Source organism: Streptomyces sp. Z26, from assembly GCF_003665095.1.
Taxonomy (GTDB): domain Bacteria; phylum Actinomycetota; class Actinomycetes; order Streptomycetales; family Streptomycetaceae; genus Streptomyces; species Streptomyces phytohabitans.
This window is the reverse complement of the sequence record NZ_RCHV01000002.1, coordinates 2744400-2770125: the sequence shown is the minus strand read 5'-3', so window position 1 is coordinate 2770125 and position 25726 is coordinate 2744400. Positions and strand designations below refer to the sequence as shown.

At 73.7% G+C, this 25726-nt stretch carries 23 protein-coding genes; 15 read left to right on the top strand and 8 right to left on the bottom strand.

Annotation, left to right across the window (positions count from 1 at the left end):
- The first annotated feature begins 77 nt into the window (after positions 1–77).
- The 3 genes from D7M15_RS12215 (at position 78) to D7M15_RS12200 (ending at position 4558) form a co-directional block, all read left to right on the top strand.
- Positions 78–2501: an RNA degradosome polyphosphate kinase gene (locus tag D7M15_RS12215; RefSeq protein ID WP_240649278.1), complete on the top strand. Its 2424-nt coding sequence runs from the start codon at positions 78–80 to the stop codon at positions 2499–2501.
- A 138-nt stretch (positions 2502–2639) separates the two neighbouring features.
- Positions 2640–4043, top strand: coding sequence for a CHAD domain-containing protein (locus D7M15_RS12210; protein WP_240649276.1), 1404 nt, complete (start codon positions 2640–2642; stop codon positions 4041–4043).
- Entirely contained in the window at positions 4040–4558 is a 519-nt protein-coding gene (locus tag D7M15_RS12200) for an NUDIX hydrolase (protein WP_240649271.1), read from the top strand. The genes D7M15_RS12210 and D7M15_RS12200 overlap by 4 nt, the downstream gene beginning before the upstream one ends.
- Before the next feature lie 53 nt (positions 4559–4611).
- Here the strand turns inward: D7M15_RS12200 and D7M15_RS12195 are convergent, their stop codons facing one another.
- Positions 4612–5433, bottom strand: a complete 822-nt coding sequence (locus tag D7M15_RS12195) for a class I SAM-dependent methyltransferase (RefSeq protein WP_206337357.1) — start codon at positions 5431–5433, stop codon at positions 4612–4614.
- Between the two features lie 421 nt (positions 5434–5854).
- Here D7M15_RS12195 and mshA point away from each other — a divergent pair, with 421 nt between their 5' ends.
- The 3 genes from mshA to D7M15_RS12180 all read left to right on the top strand — a co-directional run bounded on the left by mshA (position 5855) and on the right by D7M15_RS12180 (position 8512).
- Positions 5855–7105 carry a D-inositol-3-phosphate glycosyltransferase gene (mshA, locus tag D7M15_RS12190; RefSeq protein ID WP_121520661.1) on the top strand — a complete coding sequence of 417 codons (1251 nt, stop codon included), beginning with the start codon at positions 5855–5857 and terminating at the stop codon, positions 7103–7105.
- On the top strand, positions 7098–7664 hold the full coding sequence (locus D7M15_RS12185; RefSeq protein WP_121517537.1) for a YbjN domain-containing protein: 567 nt from the start codon (positions 7098–7100) through the stop codon (positions 7662–7664). The genes mshA and D7M15_RS12185 overlap by 8 nt, the downstream gene beginning before the upstream one ends.
- Before the next feature lie 86 nt (positions 7665–7750).
- Positions 7751–8512, top strand: coding sequence for a phosphoglyceromutase (locus D7M15_RS12180; RefSeq protein ID WP_121517536.1), 762 nt, complete (start codon positions 7751–7753; stop codon positions 8510–8512).
- Between the two features lie 88 nt (positions 8513–8600).
- Here the strand turns inward: D7M15_RS12180 and D7M15_RS12175 are convergent, their stop codons facing one another.
- The 3 genes from D7M15_RS12175 to phoU all read right to left on the bottom strand — a co-directional run bounded on the left by D7M15_RS12175 (position 8601) and on the right by phoU (position 11264).
- Positions 8601–9575 carry a Fic family protein gene (locus tag D7M15_RS12175; RefSeq protein WP_121517535.1) on the bottom strand — a complete coding sequence of 325 codons (975 nt, stop codon included), beginning with the start codon at positions 9573–9575 and terminating at the stop codon, positions 8601–8603.
- A 276-nt stretch (positions 9576–9851) separates the two neighbouring features.
- Positions 9852–10454, bottom strand: a complete 603-nt coding sequence (locus D7M15_RS12170) for a DJ-1/PfpI family protein (protein WP_206337356.1) — start codon at positions 10452–10454, stop codon at positions 9852–9854.
- A 114-nt stretch (positions 10455–10568) separates the two neighbouring features.
- On the bottom strand, positions 10569–11264 hold the full coding sequence (gene phoU / locus D7M15_RS12165; protein WP_121517534.1) for a phosphate signaling complex protein PhoU: 696 nt from the start codon (positions 11262–11264) through the stop codon (positions 10569–10571).
- A 194-nt stretch (positions 11265–11458) separates the two neighbouring features.
- Between phoU and D7M15_RS12160 the strand changes: the two genes are divergently transcribed.
- Both D7M15_RS12160 and D7M15_RS12155 read left to right on the top strand, forming a co-directional pair.
- A complete protein-coding gene (locus D7M15_RS12160) occupies positions 11459–12751 on the top strand; it encodes an ATP-binding protein (protein ID WP_121517533.1) in 1293 nt (430 codons plus the stop codon).
- Positions 12748–13428 carry a response regulator transcription factor gene (locus D7M15_RS12155; protein ID WP_114024325.1) on the top strand — a complete coding sequence of 227 codons (681 nt, stop codon included), beginning with the start codon at positions 12748–12750 and terminating at the stop codon, positions 13426–13428. Before D7M15_RS12160 ends, D7M15_RS12155 begins: the two co-directional genes overlap by 4 nt.
- A 230-nt stretch (positions 13429–13658) precedes the next feature.
- On the opposite strand, the gene D7M15_RS12150 is transcribed toward D7M15_RS12155, so the two are convergent.
- Positions 13659–14438, bottom strand: coding sequence for a DUF461 domain-containing protein (locus D7M15_RS12150; protein WP_206337355.1), 780 nt, complete (start codon positions 14436–14438; stop codon positions 13659–13661).
- Positions 14439–14970: 532 nt separating this feature from the next.
- On the opposite strand from D7M15_RS12150, the gene D7M15_RS12145 reads away from it, so the two are divergent.
- The 7 genes from D7M15_RS12145 (at position 14971) to D7M15_RS12115 (ending at position 22645) form a co-directional block, all read left to right on the top strand.
- Positions 14971–15453, top strand: coding sequence for a CarD family transcriptional regulator (locus tag D7M15_RS12145; RefSeq protein WP_121517532.1), 483 nt, complete (start codon positions 14971–14973; stop codon positions 15451–15453).
- Positions 15454–15995: 542 nt separating this feature from the next.
- A complete protein-coding gene (ispD, locus tag D7M15_RS12140) occupies positions 15996–16754 on the top strand; it encodes a 2-C-methyl-D-erythritol 4-phosphate cytidylyltransferase (RefSeq protein WP_121517531.1) in 759 nt (252 codons plus the stop codon).
- Positions 16744–17265 (top strand): 2-C-methyl-D-erythritol 2,4-cyclodiphosphate synthase, encoded by a 522-nt coding sequence (ispF, locus tag D7M15_RS12135; RefSeq protein ID WP_121517530.1) that lies wholly within the window; start codon positions 16744–16746, stop codon positions 17263–17265. Before ispD ends, ispF begins: the two co-directional genes overlap by 11 nt.
- Before the next feature lie 145 nt (positions 17266–17410).
- Entirely contained in the window at positions 17411–17815 is a 405-nt protein-coding gene (locus tag D7M15_RS12130; protein WP_121517529.1) for a PPOX class F420-dependent oxidoreductase, read from the top strand.
- 120 nt (positions 17816–17935) lie between these two features.
- Complete coding sequence (gene cysS, locus D7M15_RS12125) at positions 17936–19348, top strand: cysteine--tRNA ligase (protein WP_121517528.1); 1413 nt, start codon at positions 17936–17938, stop codon at positions 19346–19348.
- A 227-nt stretch (positions 19349–19575) separates the two neighbouring features.
- Entirely contained in the window at positions 19576–20541 is a 966-nt protein-coding gene (gene rlmB / locus D7M15_RS12120; RefSeq protein WP_121517527.1) for a 23S rRNA (guanosine(2251)-2'-O)-methyltransferase RlmB, read from the top strand.
- A 274-nt stretch (positions 20542–20815) separates the two neighbouring features.
- Positions 20816–22645 (top strand): DoxX family protein, encoded by a 1830-nt coding sequence (locus D7M15_RS12115; RefSeq protein ID WP_121517526.1) that lies wholly within the window; start codon positions 20816–20818, stop codon positions 22643–22645.
- Between the two features lie 211 nt (positions 22646–22856).
- Here the strand turns inward: D7M15_RS12115 and D7M15_RS12110 are convergent, their stop codons facing one another.
- From D7M15_RS12110 to ugpC, 3 genes are all read right to left on the bottom strand, one after another.
- Positions 22857–23600: a nucleotidyltransferase family protein gene (locus tag D7M15_RS12110; protein WP_121517525.1), complete on the bottom strand. Its 744-nt coding sequence runs from the start codon at positions 23598–23600 to the stop codon at positions 22857–22859.
- A gap of 256 nt (positions 23601–23856) precedes the next feature.
- Complete coding sequence (locus tag D7M15_RS12105; RefSeq protein ID WP_121517524.1) at positions 23857–24276, bottom strand: hypothetical protein; 420 nt, start codon at positions 24274–24276, stop codon at positions 23857–23859.
- 173 nt (positions 24277–24449) lie between these two features.
- Positions 24450–25568 carry a sn-glycerol-3-phosphate ABC transporter ATP-binding protein UgpC gene (gene ugpC, locus D7M15_RS12100; protein WP_121517523.1) on the bottom strand — a complete coding sequence of 373 codons (1119 nt, stop codon included), beginning with the start codon at positions 25566–25568 and terminating at the stop codon, positions 24450–24452.
- Between the last annotated feature and the right edge of the window lie 158 nt (positions 25569–25726).

The window sequence follows — 25726 nt, the reverse complement described above, 5'->3', positions numbered from 1 at the left end:
CCGGCCGGGCGCCGCGCCCCACCGGAGGCACGCCGCTCACCGCGCCGGGCGCGGTGAGCGGGCGGAACAATGGGTACATGAGCCAGCCAGCCGTGCCGCAGCCCGCCGACGCCACCGGCCCCCGGACCCGCCCGCAGGAAACGCGCTCGCAGGACTCCCGTACGCAGGACTCCCGTACGCGGGACTCCCGTACGGGCGACTCCCGTACGGAGAACGCCCCCACGCCGGACCCCCGCCCGTCCGCCGCCGCCCGCCCCCAGCCGTCCGTCGGCGCGATCGCCGCGCACCGGCCGCACGCCGCCGCCCGGCCCCGCCCCGACGTCGCGGGCCGTACGGCGGGCTCCGGCGGCGACGGGCCGGACCTGGACCCGGACCTCGACTCCGACCCGGACACGTACGAGGAGGGCCGCGGCCCCGACGACGCGACCGGCGACCTGCCCGCGGGCCGCTTCCTGGACCGGGAACGCAGCTGGCTCGCGTTCAACGAGCGGGTGCTGGAGCTGGCCGAGGACCCGGAGACGCCGCTGCTGGAACGGGCCAACTTCCTGGCCATCTTCGCCAGCAACCTCGACGAGTTCTTCATGGTCCGCGTGGCCGGGCTGAAGCGCCGCATCGCGACGGGCGTCGCGACGCGCTCCGCGTCCGGGCTCCAGCCGCGCGACGTGCTGGAGCTGATCTGGAACCGTTCGCGGGAGCTGATGGCGCGGCACGCCGCCTGCTTCCAGCAGGACATCGCGCCCGCCCTGGCGGAGGAGGGCCTGCACCTCGTCCGCTGGCCGGAGCTGACGGAGAAGGAGCAGGCGCGCCTGTTCACCCTCTTCCGGCAGCAGATCTACCCGGTGCTGACGCCGCTGGCCGTGGACCCGGCGCACCCCTTCCCGTACATCTCGGGCCTCTCGCTCAACCTCGCCGTCGTCGTACGGAACCCGGTCACCGGCCACACACACTTCGCACGCGTGAAGGTGCCGCCGCTGCTGTCGCGGTTCCTGGAGGCGTCGCCGCAGCGGTACGTGCCGCTGGAGGACGTGATCGCGGCGCACCTGGAGGAGCTGTTCCCCGGCATGGAGGTGCTGGGGCACCACATGTTCCGGGTCACGCGGAACGAGGACCTGGAGGTGGAGGAGGACGACACCGAGAACCTCCTCCAGGCGCTGGAGAAGGAACTGATGCGCCGCCGCTTCGGGCCCCCCGTACGGCTGGAGGTCGAGGAGTCCATCGACCCGTACGTGCTGGACCTGCTGATCCGCGAGCTGAAGGTGCGGGACGCGGAGGTGTACCCGCTGCCGGGCCCGCTGGACCTGACGGGGCTGTCCGGGATCGCGTCGGCGATGGAGCGGCCGGACCTGAAGTACCGCAAGTTCGTCGCGGGCACGCACCGGGACCTGGCCGAGGTGGAGTCGGCGTCGGCCCCGGACATCTTCGCGGCCCTTCGCGAACGCGACGTACTGCTGCACCACCCGTACGACTCCTTCTCCACGTCCGTGCAGGCGTTCCTGGAGCAGGCCGCCGCCGACCCGGACGTGCTGGCGATCAAGCAGACGCTCTACCGGACCTCCGGCGACTCCCCGATCGTGGACGCCCTCATCGACGCCGCCGAGTCCGGCAAGCAGGTGCTGGTGCTCGTCGAGCTGAAGGCCCGCTTCGACGAGCAGGCGAACATCAAGTGGGCGCGGAAGCTGGAGGAGTCCGGCTGCCACGTCGTCTACGGGCTCGTGGGCCTGAAGACGCACTGCAAGCTGTCGCTCGTGGTCCGCCAGGAGGGCGACACCCTGCGCCGCTACGCGCACGTCGGCACCGGCAACTACCACCCGAAGACCGCCCGCGTCTACGAGGACCTGGGGCTGCTCACCGCCGACCCGCAGGTCGGCGCGGACCTCTCGGACCTGTTCAACCGGCTCAGCGGGTACTCCCGCCGCGCCACCTACCGCCGCCTGCTCGTCGCGCCCAGCTCGCTCCGCGACGGCCTGGTCACCCGTATCCAGCGGGAGGCCACCCAGCACCGCGCGGGCCGCCCCGCGTACGTCCGCATCAAGGTCAACTCGATGGTGGACGAGGACGTGATCGACGCCCTGTACCACGCGTCGCGGGCGGGCGTACCGGTCGACATCTGGGTGCGCGGCATCTGCGCGCTCCGCCCCGGGGTGCCGGGGCTCAGCGAACACATCCGGGTGCGCTCCATACTCGGGCGCTTCCTCGAACACTCCCGGGTCTTCGTCTTCGGCAACGGCGGCGACCCCGAGGTGTGGTTCGGGAGCGCCGACATGATGCACCGCAACCTCGACCGCCGCATGGAGGCGCTGGTCCGGGTCACCGACCCGGCGCACCGCGCCTCGCTGAACGGGCTGCTGGACACCGGGACGGCGGACACCACCGCGTCCTGGCACCTCGGCCCCGACGGCGACTGGACGCGCGTCGCCCACGACGCGGACGGACGGCCGCTGCGCAACATCCAGGAAACGCTGATCGACGCCCGGAGGCGCCGACGTGCCCCGGCGACCTGACCCGCCGCACCCGCCCCACGCCGGGGCGGCCGCGGCACGTACGGACGGCGCGAGCGCCGTGGTCCGGGCCGCGGCGGGGGCCGCGGGCCGACCGGGGGAACGGCATCGCGGCACGTCCGGTGCCCGGGAGGGGGAGTGATGGGGCAGCAGGGGGACACGGGCGCACCGGCCACGGGTGAGCGGGTGGGCGCCCGGCCGGGCAGACCGCCCCTCCGCGCCGCGCGCGACGCGGCCGGGGGCCGCGCGGGCGTCGCGGCGCGGGCGGCGGCCCGGCCGACGCCGGACGGCGCGGCGGGTGCGGCGGGGGTCGGGGGCGCGGCGGGCGCGCGGGCGATCACCGTGCCGGGACCGGCGGCGGCGACCGGGGCCCCGGCGGCCGGGGCCGCGCCGACCACGGCCGGTACGGGGCCGGGTGCGGCGGCCGGTGACGTGCTCGGCGCGTACCTGCACACCGAGGCCACCGGCTTCCTGCGCAGCCTGCGCGTCCACGGCGAGAGCGCGGGCAGCCCGGAGGCGGCGGCGGAGGCCACGGCGGCCGTGCTCCAGCTGCGCCGGTCGGCGCGGCGGATGAGCGGGGCGCTGCACACGTACCGCCCGCTCGTCGACACGGGGTGGGCCGACCACCTCCGTACGGAACTCAGCTGGCTGTCGGGCACGTTGGCGCGCGAGTACGCGTACGCCGCCCGCCTCGACCGGCTGCTCGCCGCGCTGCACCGGCTGGCGAGCGACGGCAGCGGACCCGGCTTCGCCCCGGCGGGCAAGGGCGGGACGGCCGCGGGCGGCGCGCTCCCGGTGGGCGCCGCGCGCGCGGGCGCGCTGCTGGAGCGGCAGCTCACGCTGGCCCGTACGCGGGCGCACTCGGCGGCGCTCCAGGCGCTCGGCTCGTCCCGCTTCCACGCCGTCGCCGACGCCGTCGCCGTGCTCGCCTCGGAGGCGCCGATCGCGCCGGACACCGACGGGCGTACGGCCGAGGAGGTGCTGCCGCCGCTCGCGGAGGCGGCGCGCCGGCGGCTGAACGACGCCGTGGACATGCTGCCGCTGGCGCGCGCGGAGCACCCGTACAACGCGGAGGCCCTGTCCCGTTCGCTCGCCGCCGAGGTGCAGGGGGACACGTCCTGGCACCAGGTACGGCTGCTGCTGCGGCTGCACCGCTACGCGCAGGAGGTGCTGCTGCGGATGGACGCCGACGAGGGCGACGCGGCGGACGCGGAGCAGCCGCCCGCGCCGGACGCGGCCGGGACGGCCCGTACGCGGCGGGGCGCGGGCGGCCCACACGGGCCGGACGGGCACGCTCGCGCGGCCGTCGACCCGTACGCCGACCAGCGGCTCGCCCCGGCCAGCCGGGCGCTCGACCGGCACCGCGACGCGGCGGAGGCGGCTTCGGCCGCAGCGTCGGCGGCGCGCACCCCGCGCATCGCGCCCGCGACGGCGTACGCCCTGGGCGTGCTGCACGCCGACCAGCGGCACGAGGTGGAGGCGGCGCGGTTCGCGTTCGGGCGGCTGTGGACGGCGCGTACGGGGGAGCGGGGAGGCACGCGGTGACGGCGGCGACTCCTCACGGGCCCGGCGGCCCCGCCGGGAGCGGGCCCGGCAGGCCGGTGCTGGCCGCCGGGTGCGTGCTGTGGCGCCGCACGGCCGGGGACGGCGGGAACGGTGGCGGTGGGCGGAACGGGCGCGGCGGGCGGAACGGACGCGGCGGCATCGAGCTGGCCCTGGTGCACCGGCCCAAGTACGACGACTGGTCGCACCCGAAGGGCAAGCTCAAGCGCGGCGAGGACCCGCTGGACGGCGCGCTGCGCGAGGTGCGCGAGGAGACCGGCATGGAGTGCGTGCCGGGGGTACGGCTGCCGACCGCGCGCTACGAGTCCCAGTGCCGCCCGAAGGAGGTCCGCTACTGGGCCGCCGAGGCGACCGGCGGAGCCTTCCTCCCCAACAGCGAGGTCGACCGCGTGGTCTGGCTGACGCCCGAGGCCGCGCGCGTGCGGCTGACGTACGAGCGGGACCGCGAGCTGGTCGACGCCCTCCTCGCCGCGCTCGGCACCCCGCACGCGCCCTGACGGGCCCGGCCCGCCGGGACCGGTGCGGGGCCCACGGCCCCCGCGCCCGCCGTTCAGCCGCGCGCCGGTCCGCCCGCCGGCGCCAGCGCCGCCCACGGCACCGTCACCTCGCCGTACCGCCACCGCCGCGGCCCGTCCGCGACCGGCCACCGCGCGGCCAGCGCCGCCACCGCGCGTACCCAGCGCTGGCGCGCGCCGTACGGGGCGTACGGCGCGGCCGTCGCCCACGCGCGGTCGAAGTCGCGCAGGAACGCGTGCACGGGCTCTCCCGGCACGTTCCGGTGGATCAGCGCCTTCGGTAGCCGCTCGGCCAGGTCGGAGGGTTGCTCCAGCGAAGCGAGCCGTGCGGCGAACGTCACCGTACGCGGCCCCTCCGGCCCGAGCGCCACCCACACGTGCCGCCGCCCGATCTCGTCGCACGTCCCCTCCACCAGCAGCCCGCCCGGCGCCAGCCGCCCGCACAGCCGCTCCCACGCGGCCGGGACCTCGTCCTCGGCGTACTGCCGCAGCACGTTCGCCGCCCGGATCAGCAGCGGCGCGCGCGGCAGCGGGACCTCGAAGCCGCCGTGCCGGAAGGTCAGCCCGGGGCGCTCGTACGGCTTCGCCACCGCAACCCGTTCCGGCTCGATCTCCAGCCCGGCGACCTCCGCGTCACCGCGTACGCGACGCAGCCGCAGCAGCAGTTCGACGGCGGTCCAGGGGGCGGCGCCGTAGCCGAGGTCGACCGCGAGCGGCGGGCCGTCGCAGCGGCGGAGGGCCGGGCCGTGGGTACGGGCGATCCAACGGTCCATGCGGCGCAGCCGGTTGGGGTGGGTCGTGCCCCGGGTCACCGTCCCGACGGGGCGGCGCGCGGGCACGGGGCCGGTCGGGGGCATGCGGAGAGCTTAGGCGGTGGCCGCGAGGCGGCCGGGTGGCCGCCCGTGCGCCACCGTCCCGCCGACGCCCTTCGGTCAAGATTCGGCAAAGTCGAAATGCCGGGCAACCCTCCCGGTGTTGAGACCTGTGGCCCAGCACGGTCCATGGCCGGAGCCGTGGGCGACGTGGGCGCAGGTCACCACGAGGAGGCAACGGAGAGTGAGCCAGCAGGCACCCGGGCCCGACGGCCCGGACGACCCTACCCACGGCACACCCGCCACCCCGCCGGGCCCACCGCCGTACGAGCCCGTACCGCCTCCGTCCGCCGCCGCGCCGGAAGCCCCCGGGTTCGCCGCCGACCCCGCCCCCTCACCCCGCCTCACCGCCGCGTCGCGCCCGCCCCGCGCCCTCGGCCGGGCCCGCCGCCCGCGCCGCGTGGCGATGCTCAGCGTGCACACCTCACCCCTGCACCAGCCCGGTACGGGCGACGCGGGCGGCATGAACGTCTACATCGTCGAACTGGCCCGGCAGCTCGCCGCCCTCGACATCGAGGTCGAGGTCTTCACCCGCGCCACCACCGCCGAGCTGGCCCCCGCCGTGGAACTCGCGCCGGGCGTCCTCGTACGCCACGTCGACGCGGGTCCGTACGAGGGCCTCGCCAAGGAGGAACTGCCCGCGCAGCTCTGCGCGTTCACCCACGGCGTGATGCAGGCGTGGGCGGGCCACCGCCCCGGCCACTACGACCTGGTGCACTCGCACTACTGGCTGTCCGGGCACGTCGGCTGGCTCGCCTCCCAGCGCTGGGGCGTCCCCCTCGTGCACACCATGCACACCATGGCGAAGGTCAAGAACGCCGCGCTCGCCGAGGGCGACACCCCCGAACCGGCCGCGCGCGTGATCGGGGAGACGCAGATCGTACGGGCCGCCCACCGCCTCATCGCGAACACCGCCGAGGAGGCCGACGAGCTGGTACGCCACTACGACGCCGACCCCCGCGAGACCGCCGTCGTCCACCCCGGCGTCAACCTCGAACGCTTCCACCCCGCCGACGGCCGCGCCGCCGCCCGCGCCCGCCTCGGCCTGCCGCAGCACGCGCTGATCCCGCTGTTCGCGGGCCGCATACAGCCCCTCAAGGCGCCCGACATCCTCCTGCGCGCCGTCGCCGCCCTCGTACGGGAGCAGCCCTCGCTGCGCGGCCGCCTCCTCGTACCCGTCGTCGGCGGCCCCAGCGGCTCCGGCCTGGCCAAGCCGGAGAAACTCCAGAAGCTGGCCGCCCGGCTGGGCATCGCGGACCTCGTGCACTTCCGGCCGCCGGTCGGGCAGGAGCGGCTCGCGGACTGGTACCGGGCGGCGAGCGCGCTGGTCATGCCGTCGTACAGCGAGTCGTTCGGGCTGGTCGCCGTCGAGGCCCAGGCGTGCGGCACACCCGTGGTCGCGGCGTCCGTCGGCGGCCTGCCCGTGGCCGTACGGGACGGGCACACCGGCTACCTCGTCGACGGGCACGACCCCGCCGCGTACGCCCGCGCCCTCCGCCGCTTCGTCGACGACGCCCCGCGCGTGGCCCGGATGGGCGCGGCGGCGGCCCGGCACGCGCGGGACTTCGGCTGGGACGCGACGGCGGCGGGCACCGCCGAGGTGTACGCCGAGGCGATGCGGGAGGAGGACGGTCGCCTACGATCCGTGCATGGCTGAGCCGAACCCCACCGAGCCGAACCCCTCCGACCCGGACTCCCCCTCCGCCGTGCTCGAAGGCGCCCTCCGCGACGCCGGACTGGAGTGGGAGAGCCCGTCGGACGGCACGTACGTCGTCACGCTCCCCGGCACCCGCAAGCTCTCCACGACCTGCTCGCTCGCGGTCGGTCGGCACTCCCTCTCCGTCCAGGCGTTCGTCGTCCGCAGCCCCGACGAGAACCACGCCGCCGTCCACCGCTGGCTCCTGGAGCGCAACACCCGGCTGTACGGCGTGAGTTACGCGATCGACCGGCTCGGCGACATCTACCTCGTCGGCCGCCTGCCGCTCGCCGCCGTCACCCCGGAGGGCGTCGACCAGCTGCTCGGCACGGTCCTGGAGAACGCCGACGGCTCGTTCAACACCCTGCTGGAGATGGGGTTCGCCACGGCGATCCGCCGCGAGTACGCGTGGCGCGCCTCCCGCGGCGAGTCCACCCGCAACCTGGCCGCGTTCACCCACCTCACCGGCGAACGGGACGCCTCGCCGGACGCGGCGCCGGACGGCGGCGACGCCCGCTGAACGCGCCACCGCACCCGTTCCGGACCCGTTCCGGACCCGCCGAGGGCACCCGAACCCCTGTACCACGGGTCGATTAGTCTCGGGGCATGGCCGACGCACCGTACAAGCTGATCCTCCTCCGCCACGGCGAGAGCGAGTGGAACGCGAAGAACCTGTTCACCGGCTGGGTGGACGTCAATCTCAACGAGAAGGGCGAGAAGGAGGCGGTCCGCGGCGGTGAGCTGCTGAAGGACGCCGGACTCCTCCCCGACGTCGTGCACACCTCCCTCCAGAAGCGCGCCATCCGCACCGCGAACCTCGCGCTGACCGCCGCCGACCGGCACTGGATCCCCGTGCACCGCAGCTGGCGGCTGAACGAGCGGCACTACGGCGCGCTCCAGGGCAAGGACAAGGCGCAGACGCTCGCCGAGTTCGGCGAGGAACAGTTCATGCTGTGGCGCCGCTCGTACGACACCCCGCCGCCCGAGCTGGCCGACGGCGCCGAGTGGTCGCAGAGCGCCGACCCGCGCTACGCCGACATCCCCGGCGAACTGCGCCCGCGCACCGAGTGCCTGAAGGACGTCGTCACGCGCATGCTGCCGTACTGGTACGACGGCATCCTCCCGGACCTCCTCACCGGCCGCACCGTCCTGGTCGCGGCGCACGGCAACTCGCTGCGCGCCCTGGTCAAGCACCTCGACGGCATCTCGGACACGGACATCTCCGGCCTGAACATCCCCACCGGCATCCCCCTCGCGTACGAGCTGGACGCCGACTTCCGCCCCGTCACCGCGGGCGGCACCTACCTCGACCCGGACGCGGCGAAGGCGGCCATCGAGGCGGTCAAGAACCAGGGCAAGAAGAAGTAGCCCGGCACACGAGAGCCCCCTGCCCGCGGTTCTGCCGCCGGGGAGGGGGCTTCTTGCTGGACGTGGGCCGTCCGCGGACCGTGGAGCGTCAGCTCACTGCGCTCTTGCTCGTCCTTTGGTACTTCGACTCCACATACTGCTCCAGCCACTTCCTGCTGCTGCGCCATGAGCCGTTCTCGGCCTTGACCGCTCTCAACCGTCCCCGTGCGGCAGCCACGCGCAGGGCGTTCTCCGAGATGCCGTCCGTCGCCAGAGCAGCCAGCGGTACGAGCTTCACAGGCCCCGCCACCGCTGGCAGGACGAAGCGGTAGAGGTTGGTGGTCACACTCCGGGCGATCAGCTCAGCGAGTGGGCCGTCTTCCCCCTTGTCGGCTCTGTGCATGGCCTTCAGGTACTTGTCCCGGTCGCGCTTGTGAATGATCGCGGGAGGGTAGCCCATGCGGCCGAGTAGGAGGTTCATGACGAGGCGACCCGTTCTGCCATTTCCATCCAGAAACGGGTGGATCTGTTCGAATCGATTGTGGAGACGTGCCAACTTCTCGGGTGTGGTGACCTCGTCGTTCTCCATCCGCAAAGCGTCTCCGTCTGCCACCCAGTCCCGTACGAGGTGGTCGACCTCCGTCCAGGGCGGTGGCTTCATGCCTTCGCTGAAGGCGGCGATCTCGTGCTGTCGGAAGTTGCCGGGCCCTTCGAAGTCCGAAGCGTCAGGGTGCGGCTCGACGGTCCAGACGGGAGTCATGAGGACATGGTGGATGTGCCGTACTTCTTGCACGGTGATGATGGATCCGTCCGACCAATCACCCGGATCGAGGGCTTGGCCGTAGACCCACTGGGCGGCGTCACCGTAGCCCCGTACCTCCATGTAGTCGCGAAGCGGCTTGGCGCCGACGGCCTTGCCGTCTTCCAGTAGCTTCGCCACCTCCCGCAGTACCAGCGTGTTGCCTTCGAGCGCTGTGCTGTTGTGGGCTTCCTCGTGCCACAGGTCGGACCAGATGTCTTCGGCCTCGGCAGGGGTGGGGAGCCCCCCGAACCGCTCCTTGAGCTCTTGGACCGCGTCGTACATCCCCTGGTAGACGCTTGCTCGTGACGGCCTGCCCACGATCCACCCCAATTTGTTCGGTCTGAAGATGAGAAACCGTACCGAACATCTCCCACCCGTTCGCAGCGGACGGACGGAGTGTCGTTGCTCGGTGACGCCGAAGTTGTTCGCGTCGGGAGCGACAAACCGTTCCGAACAAAAGGTCGGGTAGTGAGAACCCAGGGCAAGAAGAAGCAGCTTCGTGCCCCGGCCCCCGTTCCGCGCCCTTAGGTGCGTGGCGCGGCCCGGGGCCGCGGTGGGTCAGACCGGGGGCCGGGGGTCGTACTGGATGCCGCGGCGCACCTGGCGTGCCCGTTCCGGCGACGCCAGCCGGGACACCAGGTGCAGGGCCATGTCGATGCCCGCCGAGACCCCGGCCGACGTCACCACGTCGCCGTCGTCGACGAACCGTTCCTCGGCCCGTACGTCGATCGTCGGGTCCAGCTCCGCCAGCCGCTCCAGCGACGCCCAGTGCGTCGTCGCCGGTCGCCCCGCCAGCAGTCCGGCCGCGGCGTAGACCAGCGAACCGGTGCAGACGCTCGTCATCAGCGGCACCGTCCGCCGCTGCTCCCGTACCCATTCCAGATGCCGTTCGTCCGTCAGCTGCGGCCGCGTGCCCTGGCCGCCGGGGTGCAGCAGCACGTCCAGCGCGGGCGCCTCCGCCGCCGCGTGGTGCGCGGCGATCGTGAGCCCCTTGGCGCAGGTCACGGGCTCCCCGTCGGGGGAGAGGCAGCACACCTGCCAGCCGTCGGCGGGAAAGTTGCGCGTCCAGTACGACAGGACCTCCCACGGCCCGACGGCGTCCAGCTCCTCGACGTCCGGGAACAGCAGGATCCCGATCCTCTTCACGTTCTCTTCACCCATGCCGCGATCCAAACAGACGCCGCCCACCACACCGGAGGGCGGGGCCCCGCCCTCCGGGAGTACGGCGGTGCGGCGGTGCGGCGGTACGGCGGTACGGGAGTACGCCGGGGCGCGTCAGGCGCTCTCGACGGGGGCCGTGCCGTCGGTGGTGGCGACGCCGTCCATCTCGTCCGCGTAGTCACCGGTCACCAGGTACACGACGCGGCGGGCGACGGAGACGGCGTGGTCCGCGAAGCGCTCGTAGTAGCGGCCGAGGAGGGTGACGTCCACTGCGGTCTCGATGCCGTGCTTCCAGCGCTCGTCGATCAGGTGCTGGAAGAGGGTGCGGTGCAGGTCGTCCATCTTGTCGTCGTCCTGCTCCAACTGGAGCGCCAGGTCGACGTCCTTCGTGATGATGACCTCGGCCGCCTTCGCCATCAGCCGCTGCGCCAGCTGCCCCATCTCCAGCAGCGTGGCCTGGAGGTCGCGCGGTACGGGCGAGGCGGGGAAGCGCAGCCGGGTCACCTTGGCGACGTGCTGCGCCAGGTCGCCGGAGCGCTCCAGGTCGGCGCTCATCCGCAGCGAGGTCACGACGATCCGCAGGTCGGTGGCGACGGGCTGCTGCCGGGCCAGCAGCTGGATGGCGCGGCTCTCCAGGTCGCGCTGGAGGACGTCCACCTTCTCGTCGGCGGCGATGACGCTCTCGGCCAGGTTGAGGTCCGCGTCCAGCATCGCCGTCGTGGCGCGGCCGATGGCGGAGCCGACCAGCCGGGCCATCTCGACCAGGCTGTCGCTGATGGAGTCCAGCTCCTCGTGGTACGCGTCCCGCATGAGTGTCCTTCCCTCGCATGGCGTAAAACTTGGGAGCGGGGCCCCCGGCGGTCCCACCGTCGAGCGGCAATGCGTCCGCTTCCGTCCTCCTAAGTGAATCAGCCCCGACACCGAGGTGAACTCTGAGGGACGAGTGTTCGAGTCGGGGCGGGAAGGGCTGGGGCGGGGTCGCAGATCCCGCATAACCTGGACGCATGGACGTGAACGCGGCGGTTGCCGCAGCGGCAGCGATCGCCGGTGTCTGCACCGGTGTGATCGCCGTGTTGGCGTTCCGCTGGAGCGAACGGGAGCAGGCCCGGCCCACCCGGACGTCACTGCACTCCGAAGCCGTGCTGCCGCCCGGTGTCGACACCGTCCTCTCCGTGCTCCGTTCCTCCGCCGTCGTCCTCGACGAGTCGGACGCCGTCGTCAAGGCCAGCTCCGCCGCGTACGCCCTGGGGCTGGTACGCGGCGGGCAGCTCGCCGTCGAGCCGATGCTCCTGATGGCGCGCGACACCCGCCGCGACGGCGAGATACGCCAGATCGAGCTGGACCTGCCCCGGCGCGGTTCCAGCCGCGGCGACGCCCTCGCGGTCTCGGCGCGGGTCGCGCCGCTGGGCTCGCGCCTGGTCCTGCTGCTGGTGGAGGACCTGACGGAGGCCCGCCGGATCGAGGCCGTACGGCGGGACTTCGTGGCGAACGTCAGCCACGAGCTGAAGACCCCGGTCGGCGCCCTGTCGCTGCTCTCCGAGGCCGTGTCGGACGCGGCCGAGGACCCGGAGGCGGTGACGCGGTTCGCCGGGCGGATGCAGATCGAGGCGACCCGGCTGACCAGTCTGGTGCAGGAGCTGATCGACCTCTCGCGGGTGCAGAACGACGACCCGCTGGAGGACTCCGAGCCGATCTCGGTGGCCGGGCTGGTCGACGAGGCCGTCGACCGCTGTCGTCAGACGGCGGGCAGCAAGCAGATCACGTTGGCCGCCGGCGGCATCGCCGACTTGCACGTGTGGGGCAACCGCGGCCAGCTCGCGGCGGCCCTCGGCAACCTCGTCGAGAACGCCGTCAACTACTCGCCGCCCCGTACGCGGGTCGGCATCGCCGGGCGGCGGATAGCGGCGCCCGGCGGCGACCTGATCGAGATCGCGGTGACCGACCAGGGCATCGGGATCTCGTCGGTCGACAGGGAGCGGATCTTCGAGCGGTTCTACCGCGTCGATCCCGCCCGTTCCCGGGCGACGGGCGGGACCGGCCTCGGCCTCGCCATCGTCAAGCACGTGGCTGCCTCGCACGGCGGGGAGGTCACGGTGTGGAGCGCCGAAGGACAGGGCTCCACCTTCACCCTGCGGCTGCCGGAGGCGGGCAGCGCGCGGGAGAAGGCCGAGGCGCACCGGCGCGGCCGGAACCGCCTGAGCGGCGCACTTCAGGACCCCGCCGACTTCGAGGACGAGGACGGCGAAGAGACCTTCACTTCCGACCGACACCTTTCTGCCCCGGAGGTCCTCCCGTGACCCGAGTGCTCGTCGTCGAGGACGAGGAATCGTTCAGCGACGCACTGTCGTACATGCTGCGCAAGGAAGGCTTCGAGGTCGCGATCGCGGCCACGGGGCCGGAAGGGCTCGACGAGTTCGAGCGGAACGGCGCCGACCTGGTGCTGCTGGACCTGATGCTGCCGGGGCTGCCGGGCACGGAGGTGTGCCGCCAGCTGCGCGGCCGTTCCAACGTGCCGGTGATCATGGTGACGGCGAAGGACAGCGAGATCGACAAGGTCGTCGGGCTGGAGATAGGAGCCGACGACTACGTGACGAAGCCCTTCTCGTCCCGCGAGCTGGTCGCGCGGGTACGGGCGGTGCTGCGGCGCCGCGGCGAGCCCGAGGAGGTCACCCCGGCGGCGCTGGAGGCGGGCCCGGTCCGGATGGACGTGGACCGGCACGTCGTCACGGTCGGCGGCGGCAAGGTCGACCTGCCGCTGAAGGAGTTCGACCTGCTGGAGATGCTGCTGCGGAACGCGGGCCGGGTGCTGACCCGCATGCAGCTGATCGACCGGGTCTGGGGCGCGGACTACGTGGGTGACACCAAGACGCTGGACGTCCACGTGAAGCGGCTGCGCGCGAAGATCGAGCCGGACCCGGGCGCTCCCCGGTACCTGGTGACGGTGCGCGGCCTGGGCTACAAGTTCGAGCCCTGAGCCGACCCGGAGCACGTACGGCCGGGCGCACGTACGCCCGTACACGGCGCCGCGCCGCGGTCCCCGCCCCCGTCACCGGGGTGGGTGCCACGGCGCGGCGCCGTTCCGGTGTCCGGACGCCCGGGGGAGTCACGTACGCCGCGCTCCGTACGTACGGCGCGGCCGGTCCGTGACCGCGTGAACGGTACGTACGGACCGGCCGCGAACGGCGCCCGCGGCGCCGTGTGCCGTCAGTGCCCGGCGTGCTCGTCGCCGCCCGCGCCCGCCGCGGGCTCCTCGGCGCCCGCCCCGGACTCGGCGCCGCCGTTCGTACCGGCGCCCGCCGTGGCGCCCGGCTGGGGCGACTCGCCGCCGCCCGGCCGGCGCTCCTGGTCACCGGCGTCCGCGTCGGTGCCGCCCTCGGTGCCCGCGCCGTCCGAGGGGGACGGCGAGCCGCTCGGGTTCTTCGCGTCCGGCTTCCCGGACGGCGACTCCCCGGCGGGGACGGACGGCTGGACGCTCGGCCCGAACGACTTGTACGTGCCGTGGTCGTCCGGCACGACGAGCGCCCGCAGCTTCACGTCGCCGGTCGAGCTGAGGTCGAACGTCACCGACTGCGCCGAGCCGTTCTTGAGCGCCGACGCGCCCTCGACGACGACGGCGGAGGCGTTGCCCGCGCCGCCGAGCGCCAGCTCGCCCCCGGCGGGTACGCGCAGGGCCTTGCCCTTCTCGCCCTTGGCGGGGGTCAACTCCACCTTGAGGGCGGTCCCGTTGAGGCGGACCTGCCTCAACGTCTGGTCCTTGTCGCCCGCGTTGAAGATCCGCGCGGTGACGGCGGCCGGACCGGAGCCGTCACCGGACGTGATGACGTTGGCGGCCTGGACCTCGATGTCGCCCTCGGAGGCGGCGGCGTTGTCCGGCTTCACGCCGAGGGTCTCGGCGTTGTTCCCGGCACCGCAGGCGGTGAGAGTGGCGACGGAGAGCGCGAGGGCGCTGGCGGCGAGGACGCCGCGTCGAAGGCTGCTGCTCACGGCGGCGGCATCTCCTAGGACGAGCTCTGGCGGCCGAACGGCGTGCCCGGTCGCGGACGGTGGTCTGCTGACGGCTCAGGCTACCGACCCCGGGTCCTCCGGCCCGCACCCACCCCTCCCCGGGCGGGCGTGTGGCGCCGTACGGGTGCTGCCGTACGGCGGGCGGATATCGCCGGCACGTCCTTGTGCGCGATTCTCCGGAAAGAATGCGCGGCCCGGTGGGAAGGCCCGGGGGAATTGATCAACTCGAACGCGGGACCAATTCCCGGGAACAGCCGAACGGTCGGCACTCCCAGCACGGACAAAACGGGCATAACACACCACGAATCAAGGTTTACCCCGCCGTGACCCATGCGTTTCACGCCCCTCGCGGACCGCCCCCGACCTGCGAATACCCCGCCGCACACACTGTTCACAGCACGATACGGGGCCCCTTGTCAAGCCCCGAAATATGCCCTGACCTGCGAAAACGTCATTCAGAACGGGCCGTTCACGTGTTAGCATGGATAGCCACGGAAGGGGTACCTGACACATGACGTTCAAGGTTGGCGACACCGTGGTCTATCCCCATCACGGGGCCGCGCTGATCGAGGCTATCGAAACTCGCCAGATCAAAGGCGTGGACATGACCTACTTGGTTCTGAAGGTCGCGCAGGGCGATCTTACGGTGCGTGTCCCGGCGGACAATGCCGAGTTCGTGGGCGTTCGGGATGTTGTCGGTTCGGACGGGCTGGACAGGGTCTTCGAGGTGCTGCGCGCACCGTACGCCGAGGAGCCGACCAACTGGTCCAGGCGTTACAAGGCGAACCTCGAGAAGCTCGCCTCCGGAGATGTGATCAAGGTTGCCGAGGTCGTCCGCGACCTGTGGCGCCGTGAGCGTGAGCGCGGCCTCTCCGCCGGAGAGAAGCGCATGCTCGCCAAGGCCCGCCAGATCCTGGTGAGCGAGTTGGCCCTGGCGGAGAAGACCAACGAGGACAAGGCCGAGGCCCTGCTCGACGAGGTCCTCGCTTCCTGACACCGGACGGCTCGCCCCGTCCCGTGCCGTACGGCAGCGCCGCGTAGGACGGCACTGCGTACGACCGCACGGTGCGTGCGACCGTCATGCGTCACCAGCACACCTCCATACCGTGGTGGCCCGGGGACTCGCGTCCGTAACCGGGCCCTTCGGTATGCGATCCGTCGGTACGGTCCCCTTCGCGGTATGTCGGCTCGCGGCATCGGCGTGTCCCACGAGCAGCGGTGGTCGGCCGGGGTCGGCGGGTCGCCGTCGGCTCATGGGTGCGGGTACGGGATGTGGGTGCTCAGGAAGGCGCCGGGCCCCGGCGGACGCGCCGCGGGGTCCTGCTGCCGGGGGGCCTGCTTCGCTATGGACTTCACGTCCCTGCGGGCGGGACGCCACGGGCGCCTGGGTAAGGTGCGCTCCGTGTCCTGCTGGCGTGCCGGACCCGGACTGCTGGCTCGACCGGCCGTCACGGAAGGGTCCGATCGAGGCGTCGTGCCCGACACGCTGTGGCCATACCCATCACGGTCGAGGAAACAAACCTGAACGTGCAACCAATGTCATCTGAGCCGCTCAACTCCCGTACCGCAGCGGTGATTCCGGCAGCAGGCCGGGGCGTACGGCTCGGCCCCGGCGCCCCCAAGGCGCTCCGCGCGCTGAACGGGACGCCCATGCTGGTGCACGCCGTGCGCGCCATGGCCCGCGCCCGTGCCGTGTCCCTCGTCGTCGTGGTCGCGCCCCCCGACGGGGCCACCGAGGTCCGCACCCTGCTGAGCGGCTGGCTGCTGCCCGAGACCCTCGACGGCGTCGAGGTCGTGGTGGTGCCCGGCGGCGACACGCGGCAGGACTCCGTACGGCTCGGCCTCGCCGCCCTCCCCGACGACATCGGCACCGTCCTGGTGCACGACGCGGCCCGCCCCCTCGTACCGGTCGAGACCGTGGACGCGGTCGCCGCGGCCGTACGGGACGGGGCGCCCGCCGTCGTACCGGCGCTGCCCGTCGCGGACACCGTCAAGCAGGTCGCGGCCGCCGCGGAGACCGGCGGGCCCGAACCGGTCGTCGGCACGCCGGACCGGTCGCTGCTGCGCGCCGTCCAGACCCCGCAGGGCTTCGCGCGCGGGACGCTGGCCGCCGCGCACGAGCAGATCGCCCGCGAGGGCGAGGGCGCCACCGACGACGCGGGGATGGTCGAACGGCTCGGGGTGCCGGTGGTGGTCGTACCGGGGCACGAGGAGGCGTTCAAGGTGACCCGGCCCCTGGACCTGGTGCTGGCCGAGGCCGTGCTCGCCCGCCGGAGGATCACCGATGGCTTCTGAACCGACACCCCCCGGAGCGACGGCGGCGGCGCTCCCCGGCCTGCCGCTCGTCGGCGTCGGCACGGACGTGCACGCCTTCGAGCGCGGTCGCCCGCTGTGGTGCGCCGGGCTTCTGTGGGAGGGCGAGGAGTACGGGCTCGCCGGGCACTCGGACGGCGACGTCGCCGCCCACGCCGCCTGCGACGCGCTGTTCTCCGCCGCCGCCGTGGGCGACCTCGGTGCCCACTTCGGCACCGGCCGCCCCGAGTGGGCCGGTGCCTCCGGGCCGACGCTCCTCGCGGAGGCGGCGCGGATCGTACGGGTCGAGGGCTTCCACGTCGGGAACGTCGCGATCCAGGTCATCGGCGTACGGCCGAAGATCGGGCGGCGCCGCGCGGAGGCGCAGCGCGTGCTGTCGGCGGCGGTGGGCGCCCCGGTCTCCGTGTCCGGTACGACCACGGACGGGCTGGGGCTCACCGGCCGGGCGGAGGGGCTCGCGGCCGTCGCGACGGCGCTGCTCGTCCGCGCGTAGCGGGGCGCGCGTCGGGTCGGTACGGGTCACGCGGGGCGGGCGTACGGCCGTGTCACCGCGTGGGAACACAGCGTGCGCGCGTGACGTTCGCATAATCGCGGTACTCGCAGCGTCCGCCCGTCCGAGAACCACGAGAGGACCCCACGTGTCAGCCACGCTCTCCGACAACCTGAAGAAGACCCTCGACGACACGGTGTTCGTCACCCTCGTCACCATCCAGCCCGACGGCAGCCCTCAGGCGTCCCCGGTGTGGGTGAAGCGGGACGGCGACGACGTGCTGATCTCGACCACCGTCGACCGCCGCAAGACGCTCAACCTCCGCCGCGACCCGCGTGCCACGGTCGTGGTGCAGCCCGCGGACAACCCGTACACGTACGCGGAGATCCGCGGCACCGTCACCATGACGACGGACGGCGGTCAGGAGCTGATCGACGAGCTGGCGCGGAAGTACGTGGGCAAGAGCTACGGCGAGTTCAACCCGGACTCCGGGCAGGACGCCGAGCGCGTCGTCGTGCGGATCACGCCGCGCAAGGTGGCCGGTCGCCTCTGACGCGACACCGGGGGTCCCGCCGAAGTCCCGCGCGCCGTACGGCGGACGGCGGGGGCGGGCCCCGGGAAAGCGCGGTGGGCGAGGGGCGCGGGGGCGCCCCGCGCCCACTACCCTTGACGCGTGACTCTTCGCCTGTACGACACCAGCGCCCGGCAGATCCGTGACTTCGTCCCGCTCGTCCCGGGCTGCGTCTCGATCTACCTCTGCGGCGCCACGGTCCAGGCGCCCCCGCACATCGGCCACGTACGGTCGGGGCTGAACTTCGACATCATGCGCCGCTGGCTCACGTACCGCGGCTTCGACGTGACCTTCGTACGGAACGTCACGGACATCGACGACAAGATCATCGCCAAGTCGGCGGACCTGGGCCGCCCCTGGTGGGCCATCGGGTACGCGAACGAGCGGGCGTTCAACTCCGCGTACGACGCGCTGGGTTGCCTGCCGCCGACCAACGAGCCGCGGGCCACCGGCCACATCCCCGAGATGATCGAGATGATGCGGGTCCTCATCGAGCGCGGCCACGCGTACGCCGCCGAGGGCAACGTCTACTTCGCCGTCCGGTCGTACGAGGACTACCTCGCCCTCTCCAACCAGGAGCTGGACAACCTCCGCCAGCCCGAGGGCGAGGGCGAGACCGGCAAGCGCGACCCGCGCGACTTCGCGATGTGGAAGGCGGCGCGGCCCGGCGAGCCCAGCTGGGAGACGCCGTGGGGCCCCGGCCGTCCCGGCTGGCACCTGGAGTGCTCCGCGATGGCGCACAAGTACCTCGGCGGCGCCTTCGACATCCACGGCGGCGGCGTCGACCTGGTCTTCCCGCACCACGAGAACGAGATCGCGCAGTCCCGCGCGTACGGCGACGAGTTCGCGCGGTACTGGGCGCACAACGCCTGGGTCACCATGAGCGGCGAGAAGATGAGCAAGTCGCTCGGCAACTCGGTGCTGGTGGCCGAGATGGTCAAGCAGTGGCGCCCGATCGTGCTGCGCTACTACCTGGGCACCCCGCACTACCGCTCCACCATCGAGTACGGCGAGGAGTCGCTGCGCGAGGCCGAGACGGCGTTCGCCCGCATCGAGGGCTTCCTCCAGCGCGTCGTGGAGCTGGCCGGGGAGGTCGCGCCCGCGGCCGAGGTGCCGACCGCGTTCGCGGAGGCGATGGACGACGACCTGGGCGTGCCGCAGGCGCTCGCCGTCGTGCACACGACCGTACGGCAGGGCAACTCGGCGCTCACCGCCGACGACAAGGACACCGCCGTCGCCCGCGGCGCCGAACTGCGCGCGATGCTCGGCGTGTTGGGCCTCGACCCGCTGGACGCGCGCTGGTCGGCCGACGGCGGTGGCGCGGGCGGGCGTGGTGACGCGCTGCACGGCGTCGTCGACTCGCTGGTGTCGCTGGTGCTGGAGCAGCGGCAGGCGGCGCGGGAGCGGAAGGACTACGCGGCGGCGGACGCGATCCGGGACCGGTTGCAGCGTTCCGGCCTGGTCATCGAGGACACCCCGGCGGGTCCGCGTTGGGAGCTGGACGGCGGCGCGTAGCCACCGGGCCGCCCCCCGGCCCGTACGCCCGGACCGCCGGGTGGGCGGGCCGGTGCGGTCCGCCTTTAGGCTTGTACGTCACAACACATCGCAGCCACCGCTCGGGACCGCCGGACACGGCCGTCGGCGGGCGCGGTCGTACGGGCGCCGCGGGGCGCACGGACCGTACGTGCCGTACGGCGTCCGCGACGGCAGAAGCAGCAGCAAGCAGAGAAGTGGGTGGCCTCATGGCCGGGAACAGCCAGCGCCGCAACCGGCGCACGTCCAACAAGAAGGGCGCGCAGGTCGGCAGCGGCGGCCAGCGCCGTCGCGGGCTGGAGGGCCGCGGCCCGACGCCGCCCGCCGAGATGCGCAAGGGCCACGCCAAGCAGCGCGCGGCGCAGGCCAAGGCGCGCCGCGCGCAGGGCGGCGGCGGTGGCGGCCGTACGCAGGGCAGGCACGGCGGCAAGTCCCCGTCGGAGATGGTCGTCGGGCGGAACTCGGTGATGGAGGCCCTGCGCGAGGGCGTTCCGGCGAGCACGCTCTACGTGCAGCAGTTCATCGACAACGACGAGCGGGTGCGCGACGCCGTGCGCTACGCGACGGAGCGCGGCGGCATCCACCTGATGGAGGCGCCGCGCCCCGAGCTGGACCGGATGACGAACGGGCTGAACCACCAGGGCGTGGTGCTCCAGATCCCGCCGTACGAGTACGCGCACCCGGACGACCTGCCCGCCGCGGCCTACGACGACGGCGAGGAGCCGCTGATCGTCGCCCTCGACGGCGTGACCGACCCGCGCAACCTCGGCGCGGTGATCCGTTCCGTGGCGGCCTTCGGCGGCCACGGCGTGGTCATCCCCGAGCGTCGCGCGGCGGGCATGACGGCCGGCGCGTGGAAGACCTCGGCGGGCGCGGCGGCCCGTACGCCCGTGGCGCGCGCCTCGAACCTGACGCGGGCGCTGGAGTCGTACCAGAAGGCGGGGCTCCAGGTCGTCGGCCTGGCGGCGGACGGCGACGCGACGCTGCACGACCTGGAGGCGCTGGAGGGGCCGGTCGTGGTGGTCGTCGGCTCGGAGGGCAAGGGCCTGTCGCGGCTGGTGGGCGAGACGTGCGACCTGCGGGTGCGCATTTCGATGCCGGGCGGTTCGGAGTCGTTGAACGCGGGTGTCGCGGCGGGCGTCGTGCTGTACGAGGCGGCGCGGCTGCGGGGCTGAGGCCCGCGGCCGTACGGGGGCGGGCCCGGGCCGTCGCCGTACGTACCGGTGCCGGTGCCGGGATCGCGCGGCGGGCCGGGAAGTGGTGCCCGGTCGGGGTGCGCGACGGGCTCCGGAACGTGTCGGTCCGTTTCCGGTCCGCGTCGGGAACCGCCGCGCGGCCGAACGGGCTTCCCGGCCGCGGTCGTTGGGGCGGAGCCGGGCGGGAGCCTTGACGGGCCCCCGACAGTTGGGGCGGTCAAGGCAGTGTCTTAAACGTCCATCACTCGGTTAGATGAGTGTGGACACCAGAACACCCCGCACACCCACCCCCTCGGGTTCCGCCGGGGGCGCGACGCGCGGCTTCACCGAGGACGACACCGTACTGAGCACGGTCAAGGTCCCGTCCGACCCCGCGCAGGTCATCGTGAACCACGCGAGCTTCCGGGTGCGGCTGGCCGCCCCCGTGCCCCGGAACGACGCGCTCGACGCCGCCGCCCGCCGCCGCGCCTCCGCCGCCGGCGTGCCGGTGGCGGCTCCGGCGTCCGCGGGCAGAGCGGGTGCGGGCGCCACCGGCGCGCGCGCGGGCGCGCGGCGGCGCGCGCCCGTCGTGTGGAGCGGGCACACCAACCCGGAGGACACCGGGGCGACACGGCTGCTCCAGGCCGCCGTACGGCCGTCCGCCGCCGGGGCCGACACCCTCGGCACCCCGGCCGGACGCGTCGGCACGGCCGTACGGGAACACGCCCCCGAGCCCGCCGACGCCTCCACGCAGACGCTGCCCCGCATCGAGGACCCGGACGCCGAACGGGCCGCGCGGACGGCCCCGTTGGTCGTCGGCCCGCGCGACCCGCGCCCCCCGGAGACCACCGGGCAGCCGATGCTCGTCGGGGTGCGGCCGGTGCGCGGCGCGTACGACGACGGCCCGCACGCGGGCGGCGCGTACGGCGACCCGTACGGGGACGACGCCCCGCGCGGCGACCGTACGCGCGCGGACTCCGGCAGGTCCGCGGGCGGGCAGCGCCGCAACGACGCGGTGAAGCACGCGTACTACCCGGGGCGGCGGATGAACCTCGGGGTGGTGCTGCTGCCCCTGCGGATCTTCCTCGGCTTCATCTCCATCTACGCCGGGATGGGCAAGCTCTGCGACCCCGTCTACTTCGACGGCGGCGCCCGCGGCTCCATGGTGACCTGGCTCAACTCGCTGGAGCCGTGGACGATCGCGACGCCGCTGCACGACTTCGCGCTGGCGCACCCGGTCGGTTCCGGGCTCACGGTCGCGTTCCTCCAGGTGATCGTCGGCGTCCTGACGATCTGCGGCCTCTGGCAGCGCCTCGCCGCCGGGTTCGGCGTGCTGATCTCCGCCGCCCTGATCGTCACCGTCAGCTGGCGCACGGTGCCCGCCTACGACATGCCGGACATCGTCTACCTCGCCGCCTGGAGCCCGTTGATCATCGCGGGCGCCCCCGTCTACTCGATGGACGCCCGTCTCGCCGGTGAGGCGTGGCGGACGCTCGGCCCCCGCGTCGAGGTGCTGGACCTGCGGCGGCGCGTGCTGCGGCGCGGCACGGTCCTGGCGACGTTCGTGGCCGGGGCGGCGCTGCTGCTCGGCGCGCTCCTCGGCGGCGCCGTACGGTCCTCGCAGACCGTCACCGTGCCCGAGCCGGGCGAGCCCCCGTCGAACCACCTGCCCGGTTCGCCGCTGCCCGGCGAGCCCGGACAGCGCACGGCGCGGGACGACCGCGCGCCCGGCTCGCGCGCTCCCGACACGCGCCGTTCGCCGAACCCGTCGGCGTCCACCTCCGGCGCGGCCGGACAGCGGCGCGGCGACCCGTCGTCCCCCGGCCAGCGGCAGACCGTGCAGGAGCCGCAGCAGTCCACGGCGGCGCCGCAGGAGCAGCCCCCGGCGGCGACCCAGCCGACGTCGGGCACGACGGGGAGCACGGGCGGCTCCGGCGGGTCGCAGGTGCCCAACGGGCGCAGCGGCACGAACGACAGCACCACGCCCGGCGGTACGTCCGGCGGCTCCACGGGCGGCGGTGACGGCGCCGGTGGCGGCGGCGACGCGGGCGGTGGCAGCGGCGGCGGGCGCGGCGCGCTCGGCGGGCTCCTCGGGGGCGGCTGACCCCGGGCGGCCGAGGCGGCGGGCGGCGGCGTTCCGGCGGGGACGCCGCGGGGACGCGGCCGAGGCGAAGAGACGGGCGGGGCGGTCAGGGGCCGCCCCGCCCTTTCGCGTCAACGGGGGCGGGGCGCACGCCCGTTGGCGACCCGCTCCAGCCGGACGGGCGGCGTGTGAGCGGAGCGCGGGTGGCGGACGTACGGCGTGCGGAGACGGCTCAGGCGCCCGAAGGCCCCGTGCGCGCCAGCTCCTTCGCCGCCTCCGTCAGATCCTTCGCGGTGTCGATCGCGCGCCAGTACGCGCCCTGCGGCAGCGGGAACCCCGCCAGCCTGCGCTCCCGCGCCAGCCGCGGGAAGGTGGTGCGCTCGTGGTCGCCGCGGTCCGGCAGCAGCCCGGCGAAGGCGGCGGAGAAGACGTACACGCCCGCGTTGATCAGGTACGGCGACGGCGGCGACTCGATGAAGTCCAGCACGTGCCCGAACTCGTCGGTCTCCACGGCGCCCCACGGGATGCGCGGCCGGGCGAGCGCGAGGGTGGCGGTGGCGTCCCGTTCGGCGTGGAAGGCGGCGAACTCGCGCAGCGGGAAACGGGTCCAGATGTCGCCGTTGGTGGCGTACCACGGCTCGTCGGGGCGCGGCAGCGACGCGGCGGCGTACTTCAGGCCGCCGCCCCGGCCCAGCGGCTCCTTCTCGATCACCGTGCTGACGCGCAACGGCAGTTCGGTGGCGGCGAGCCACTCCTCCAGCACCTCGGCGAGGTGCCCGCACGAGACCACGGCGTCCGTGACGCCCTCGGCGGCGAGCCAGGCCAGTTGGTGGCCGATGATCGGCACGCCGGTGCCGGGGATCTCGACCATCGGCTTGGGACGGTCGTCGGTGTAGGGCCGCAGCCGGGTCCCCTGGCCTCCGGCCAGGACCACGGCTTGGCTGGGGTACGTCGCGTCGTGCGGGTCACGGGTCATGCCTCCGCACCCTATGGCCCCGGCACCCGGCGGCCGGTGGCCCCGCCCGCGCGGGGCCGGGGCACGGCGGCGGGTGGCGGCGGCGGTCGGTGAGGGCGGGCGGCGGTGGTGGGCGGCGCGCACGGCCGACTCCCGTACGCCCGGCGCCCGTACGCGGGCCGCGCACGCCGCGCACGCCGCGCGCGCACCCGCACGCGGGCCGGGCGGCGCGCGCCGCGGCCCCGCGTCCGGCCGTACGTCCCGTCCGGCCCGTACGTCAGCGCAGCTGCGCGACGCCGGTGGCGAACGCCGTGTCGCACACCGGGCGGGAGAACGCCTGCGCGCGCTGCGCGGTGCCGTACTTCTCGACCGCCGCGCGGCCCAGTGCCTTGGCGATGGCCTTGCAGTGGCGGGCGAGCGACGGCTTGCGGTCCACCTCCCGCTGGAGGCCGGTGAGCGCGACGCCCGGGTCCTCCTGCTGGAGTTGGGCGACGAGACGGTCGCGCAGGACGTCCTGCGGCGTGCGCGCCTCGCTCTGCCGCGAGGAGGCGCCGTCCGCGGACGCGCTCAGCGCCTGGGAGTCGGAGGGTGCGGCGGCCCACGGGACGCGGGCGACCGCGAGCGTCCCGGACAGGACCAGGACGACCGGGAGGACGAGGGCGAGGGATCGGCCGATACGGCGGGCTACGTGGTTCACGCGGGCGATGGTAGCGAACAGTGAGGATTTGGCGACATTTGGTCACCATGTTGAGCGACAAGAACTTTCGCCGTTCGAGTCGCGTGTTGACGTCCGGGACCGAAACGGGGCCGTACCTCCCGGTTCGTTCGGGAGATACGGCCCCAAGTCGCTTGCCCCGTGGGGCGGGAGACTCAGTCGCTGAGACGCTCGCCGGTCGAGGTGGAGAAGACGTGCGTCTCGCCCGCGCGCGGGACGACGTGGAGCACGGAGCCCTTCTCCGGCACGTCGCGGCCGTTGACCCGGATGACCAGGTCCTCGTGCGAGCCACCGAGGTCGGCGGAGCCGAAGACGTACGCGTCGGCGCCCAGTTCCTCGACGACGTTCACCGTCACCGCGAGGCCGGCCGGGCCGTCCTTCGACAGGGACTTGTCCCCGCCGCCGACGATGTCGAAGTGCTCCGGGCGGCAGCCGACGGTGACCGTCTTGTCGCCCTTGTTGCCCGCGGCCGTCAGGGCCTCGCGCTCGACCTGCACGACGCTGTTGCCGAACTTCACGCCGCCGTCGGTGATCGGGACCTCGACCAGGTTCATGGCGGGGGAGCCGATGAAGCCCGCGACGAAGAGGTTCTTGGGCTTGTCGTACATGTTCCGCGGGGAGTCGACCTGCTGGAGCAGGCCGTCCTTCAGCACGGCCACGCGGTCGCCCATCGTCATGGCCTCGACCTGGTCGTGGGTCACGTAGACGGTGGTGATGCCGAGACGGCGCTGGAGGCTGGCGATCTGCGTACGGGTCTGCACGCGGAGCTTCGCGTCGAGGTTCGACAGCGGCTCGTCCATGAGGAAGACCTGCGGCTCACGGACGATCGCGCGGCCCATCGCCACACGCTGGCGCTGACCGCCGGAGAGGGCCTTCGGCTTGCGGTCCAGGTACTCCGTGAGGTCCAGGATCTTCGCCGCGTCCTCGACCTTCTTGCGGATGTCGGCCTTGTTGACGCCGGCGATCTTGAGCGCGAAGCCCATGTTGTCCGCGACCGTCATGTGCGGGTAGAGCGCGTAGTTCTGGAACACCATGGCGATGTCCCGGTCCTTCGGCGGGAGGTGGGTGACGTCGCGGTCACCGATCCGGATGGCGCCGCCGTCGACGTCCTCCAGACCCGCGAGCATCCGCAGGGACGTCGACTTGCCGCAGCCGGAGGGACCGACGAGGACGAGGAACTCACCGTCCGCGATGTCGATGTTGAGCTTGTCGACGGCTGCCTTGGTGCCGCCCGGGTAGATCCGGGACGCCGAGTCGTACGTGACCGTGGCCATGCTGTTGTCTCCTTCACCGGCAGGTACGTGCCGGACGATCCGTGGTAAAGGTCCGCTCCTCTTCCCGAGGAACGTTGCGTGGACGTTAACCCGGAGGTGGTCCGGTTGTCAGCACTCGAGAGCGGGGGAAACTCCCCGTCGTCGCGTCGTCGCGGCCG

Excerpts from the sequence above, each read along its gene's own strand:
- ugpC (WP_121517523.1), bottom strand. The coding sequence starts at position 25,568 with ATGGCCACGGTCACGTACGACTCGGCGTCCCGGATCTACCCGGGCGGC.
- ispF (WP_121517530.1), top strand. The coding sequence starts at position 16,744 with ATGGCTTCTGAACCGACACCCCCCGGAGCGACGGCGGCGGCGCTCCCC.
- ispD (WP_121517531.1), top strand. The coding sequence starts at position 15,996 with ATGTCATCTGAGCCGCTCAACTCCCGTACCGCAGCGGTGATTCCGGCA.
- D7M15_RS12180 (WP_121517536.1), top strand. The coding sequence starts at position 7,751 with ATGGCCGACGCACCGTACAAGCTGATCCTCCTCCGCCACGGCGAGAGC.
- rlmB (WP_121517527.1), top strand. The coding sequence starts at position 19,576 with ATGGCCGGGAACAGCCAGCGCCGCAACCGGCGCACGTCCAACAAGAAG.
- D7M15_RS12145 (WP_121517532.1), top strand. The coding sequence starts at position 14,971 with ATGACGTTCAAGGTTGGCGACACCGTGGTCTATCCCCATCACGGGGCC.
- D7M15_RS12170 (WP_206337356.1), bottom strand. The coding sequence starts at position 10,454 with ATGGGTGAAGAGAACGTGAAGAGGATCGGGATCCTGCTGTTCCCGGAC.
- D7M15_RS12210 (WP_240649276.1), top strand. The coding sequence starts at position 2,640 with ATGGGGCAGCAGGGGGACACGGGCGCACCGGCCACGGGTGAGCGGGTG.
- phoU (WP_121517534.1), bottom strand. The coding sequence starts at position 11,264 with ATGCGGGACGCGTACCACGAGGAGCTGGACTCCATCAGCGACAGCCTG.
- mshA (WP_121520661.1), top strand. The coding sequence starts at position 5,855 with ATGCTCAGCGTGCACACCTCACCCCTGCACCAGCCCGGTACGGGCGAC.
- D7M15_RS12115 (WP_121517526.1), top strand. The coding sequence starts at position 20,816 with ATGAGTGTGGACACCAGAACACCCCGCACACCCACCCCCTCGGGTTCC.
- D7M15_RS12185 (WP_121517537.1), top strand. The coding sequence starts at position 7,098 with ATGGCTGAGCCGAACCCCACCGAGCCGAACCCCTCCGACCCGGACTCC.
- D7M15_RS12215 (WP_240649278.1), top strand. The coding sequence starts at position 78 with ATGAGCCAGCCAGCCGTGCCGCAGCCCGCCGACGCCACCGGCCCCCGG.
- D7M15_RS12195 (WP_206337357.1), bottom strand. The coding sequence starts at position 5,433 with ATGCCCCCGACCGGCCCCGTGCCCGCGCGCCGCCCCGTCGGGACGGTG.
- D7M15_RS12110 (WP_121517525.1), bottom strand. The coding sequence starts at position 23,600 with ATGACCCGTGACCCGCACGACGCGACGTACCCCAGCCAAGCCGTGGTC.
- D7M15_RS12160 (WP_121517533.1), top strand. The coding sequence starts at position 11,459 with ATGGACGTGAACGCGGCGGTTGCCGCAGCGGCAGCGATCGCCGGTGTC.
- D7M15_RS12175 (WP_121517535.1), bottom strand. The coding sequence starts at position 9,575 with ATGTACGACGCGGTCCAAGAGCTCAAGGAGCGGTTCGGGGGGCTCCCC.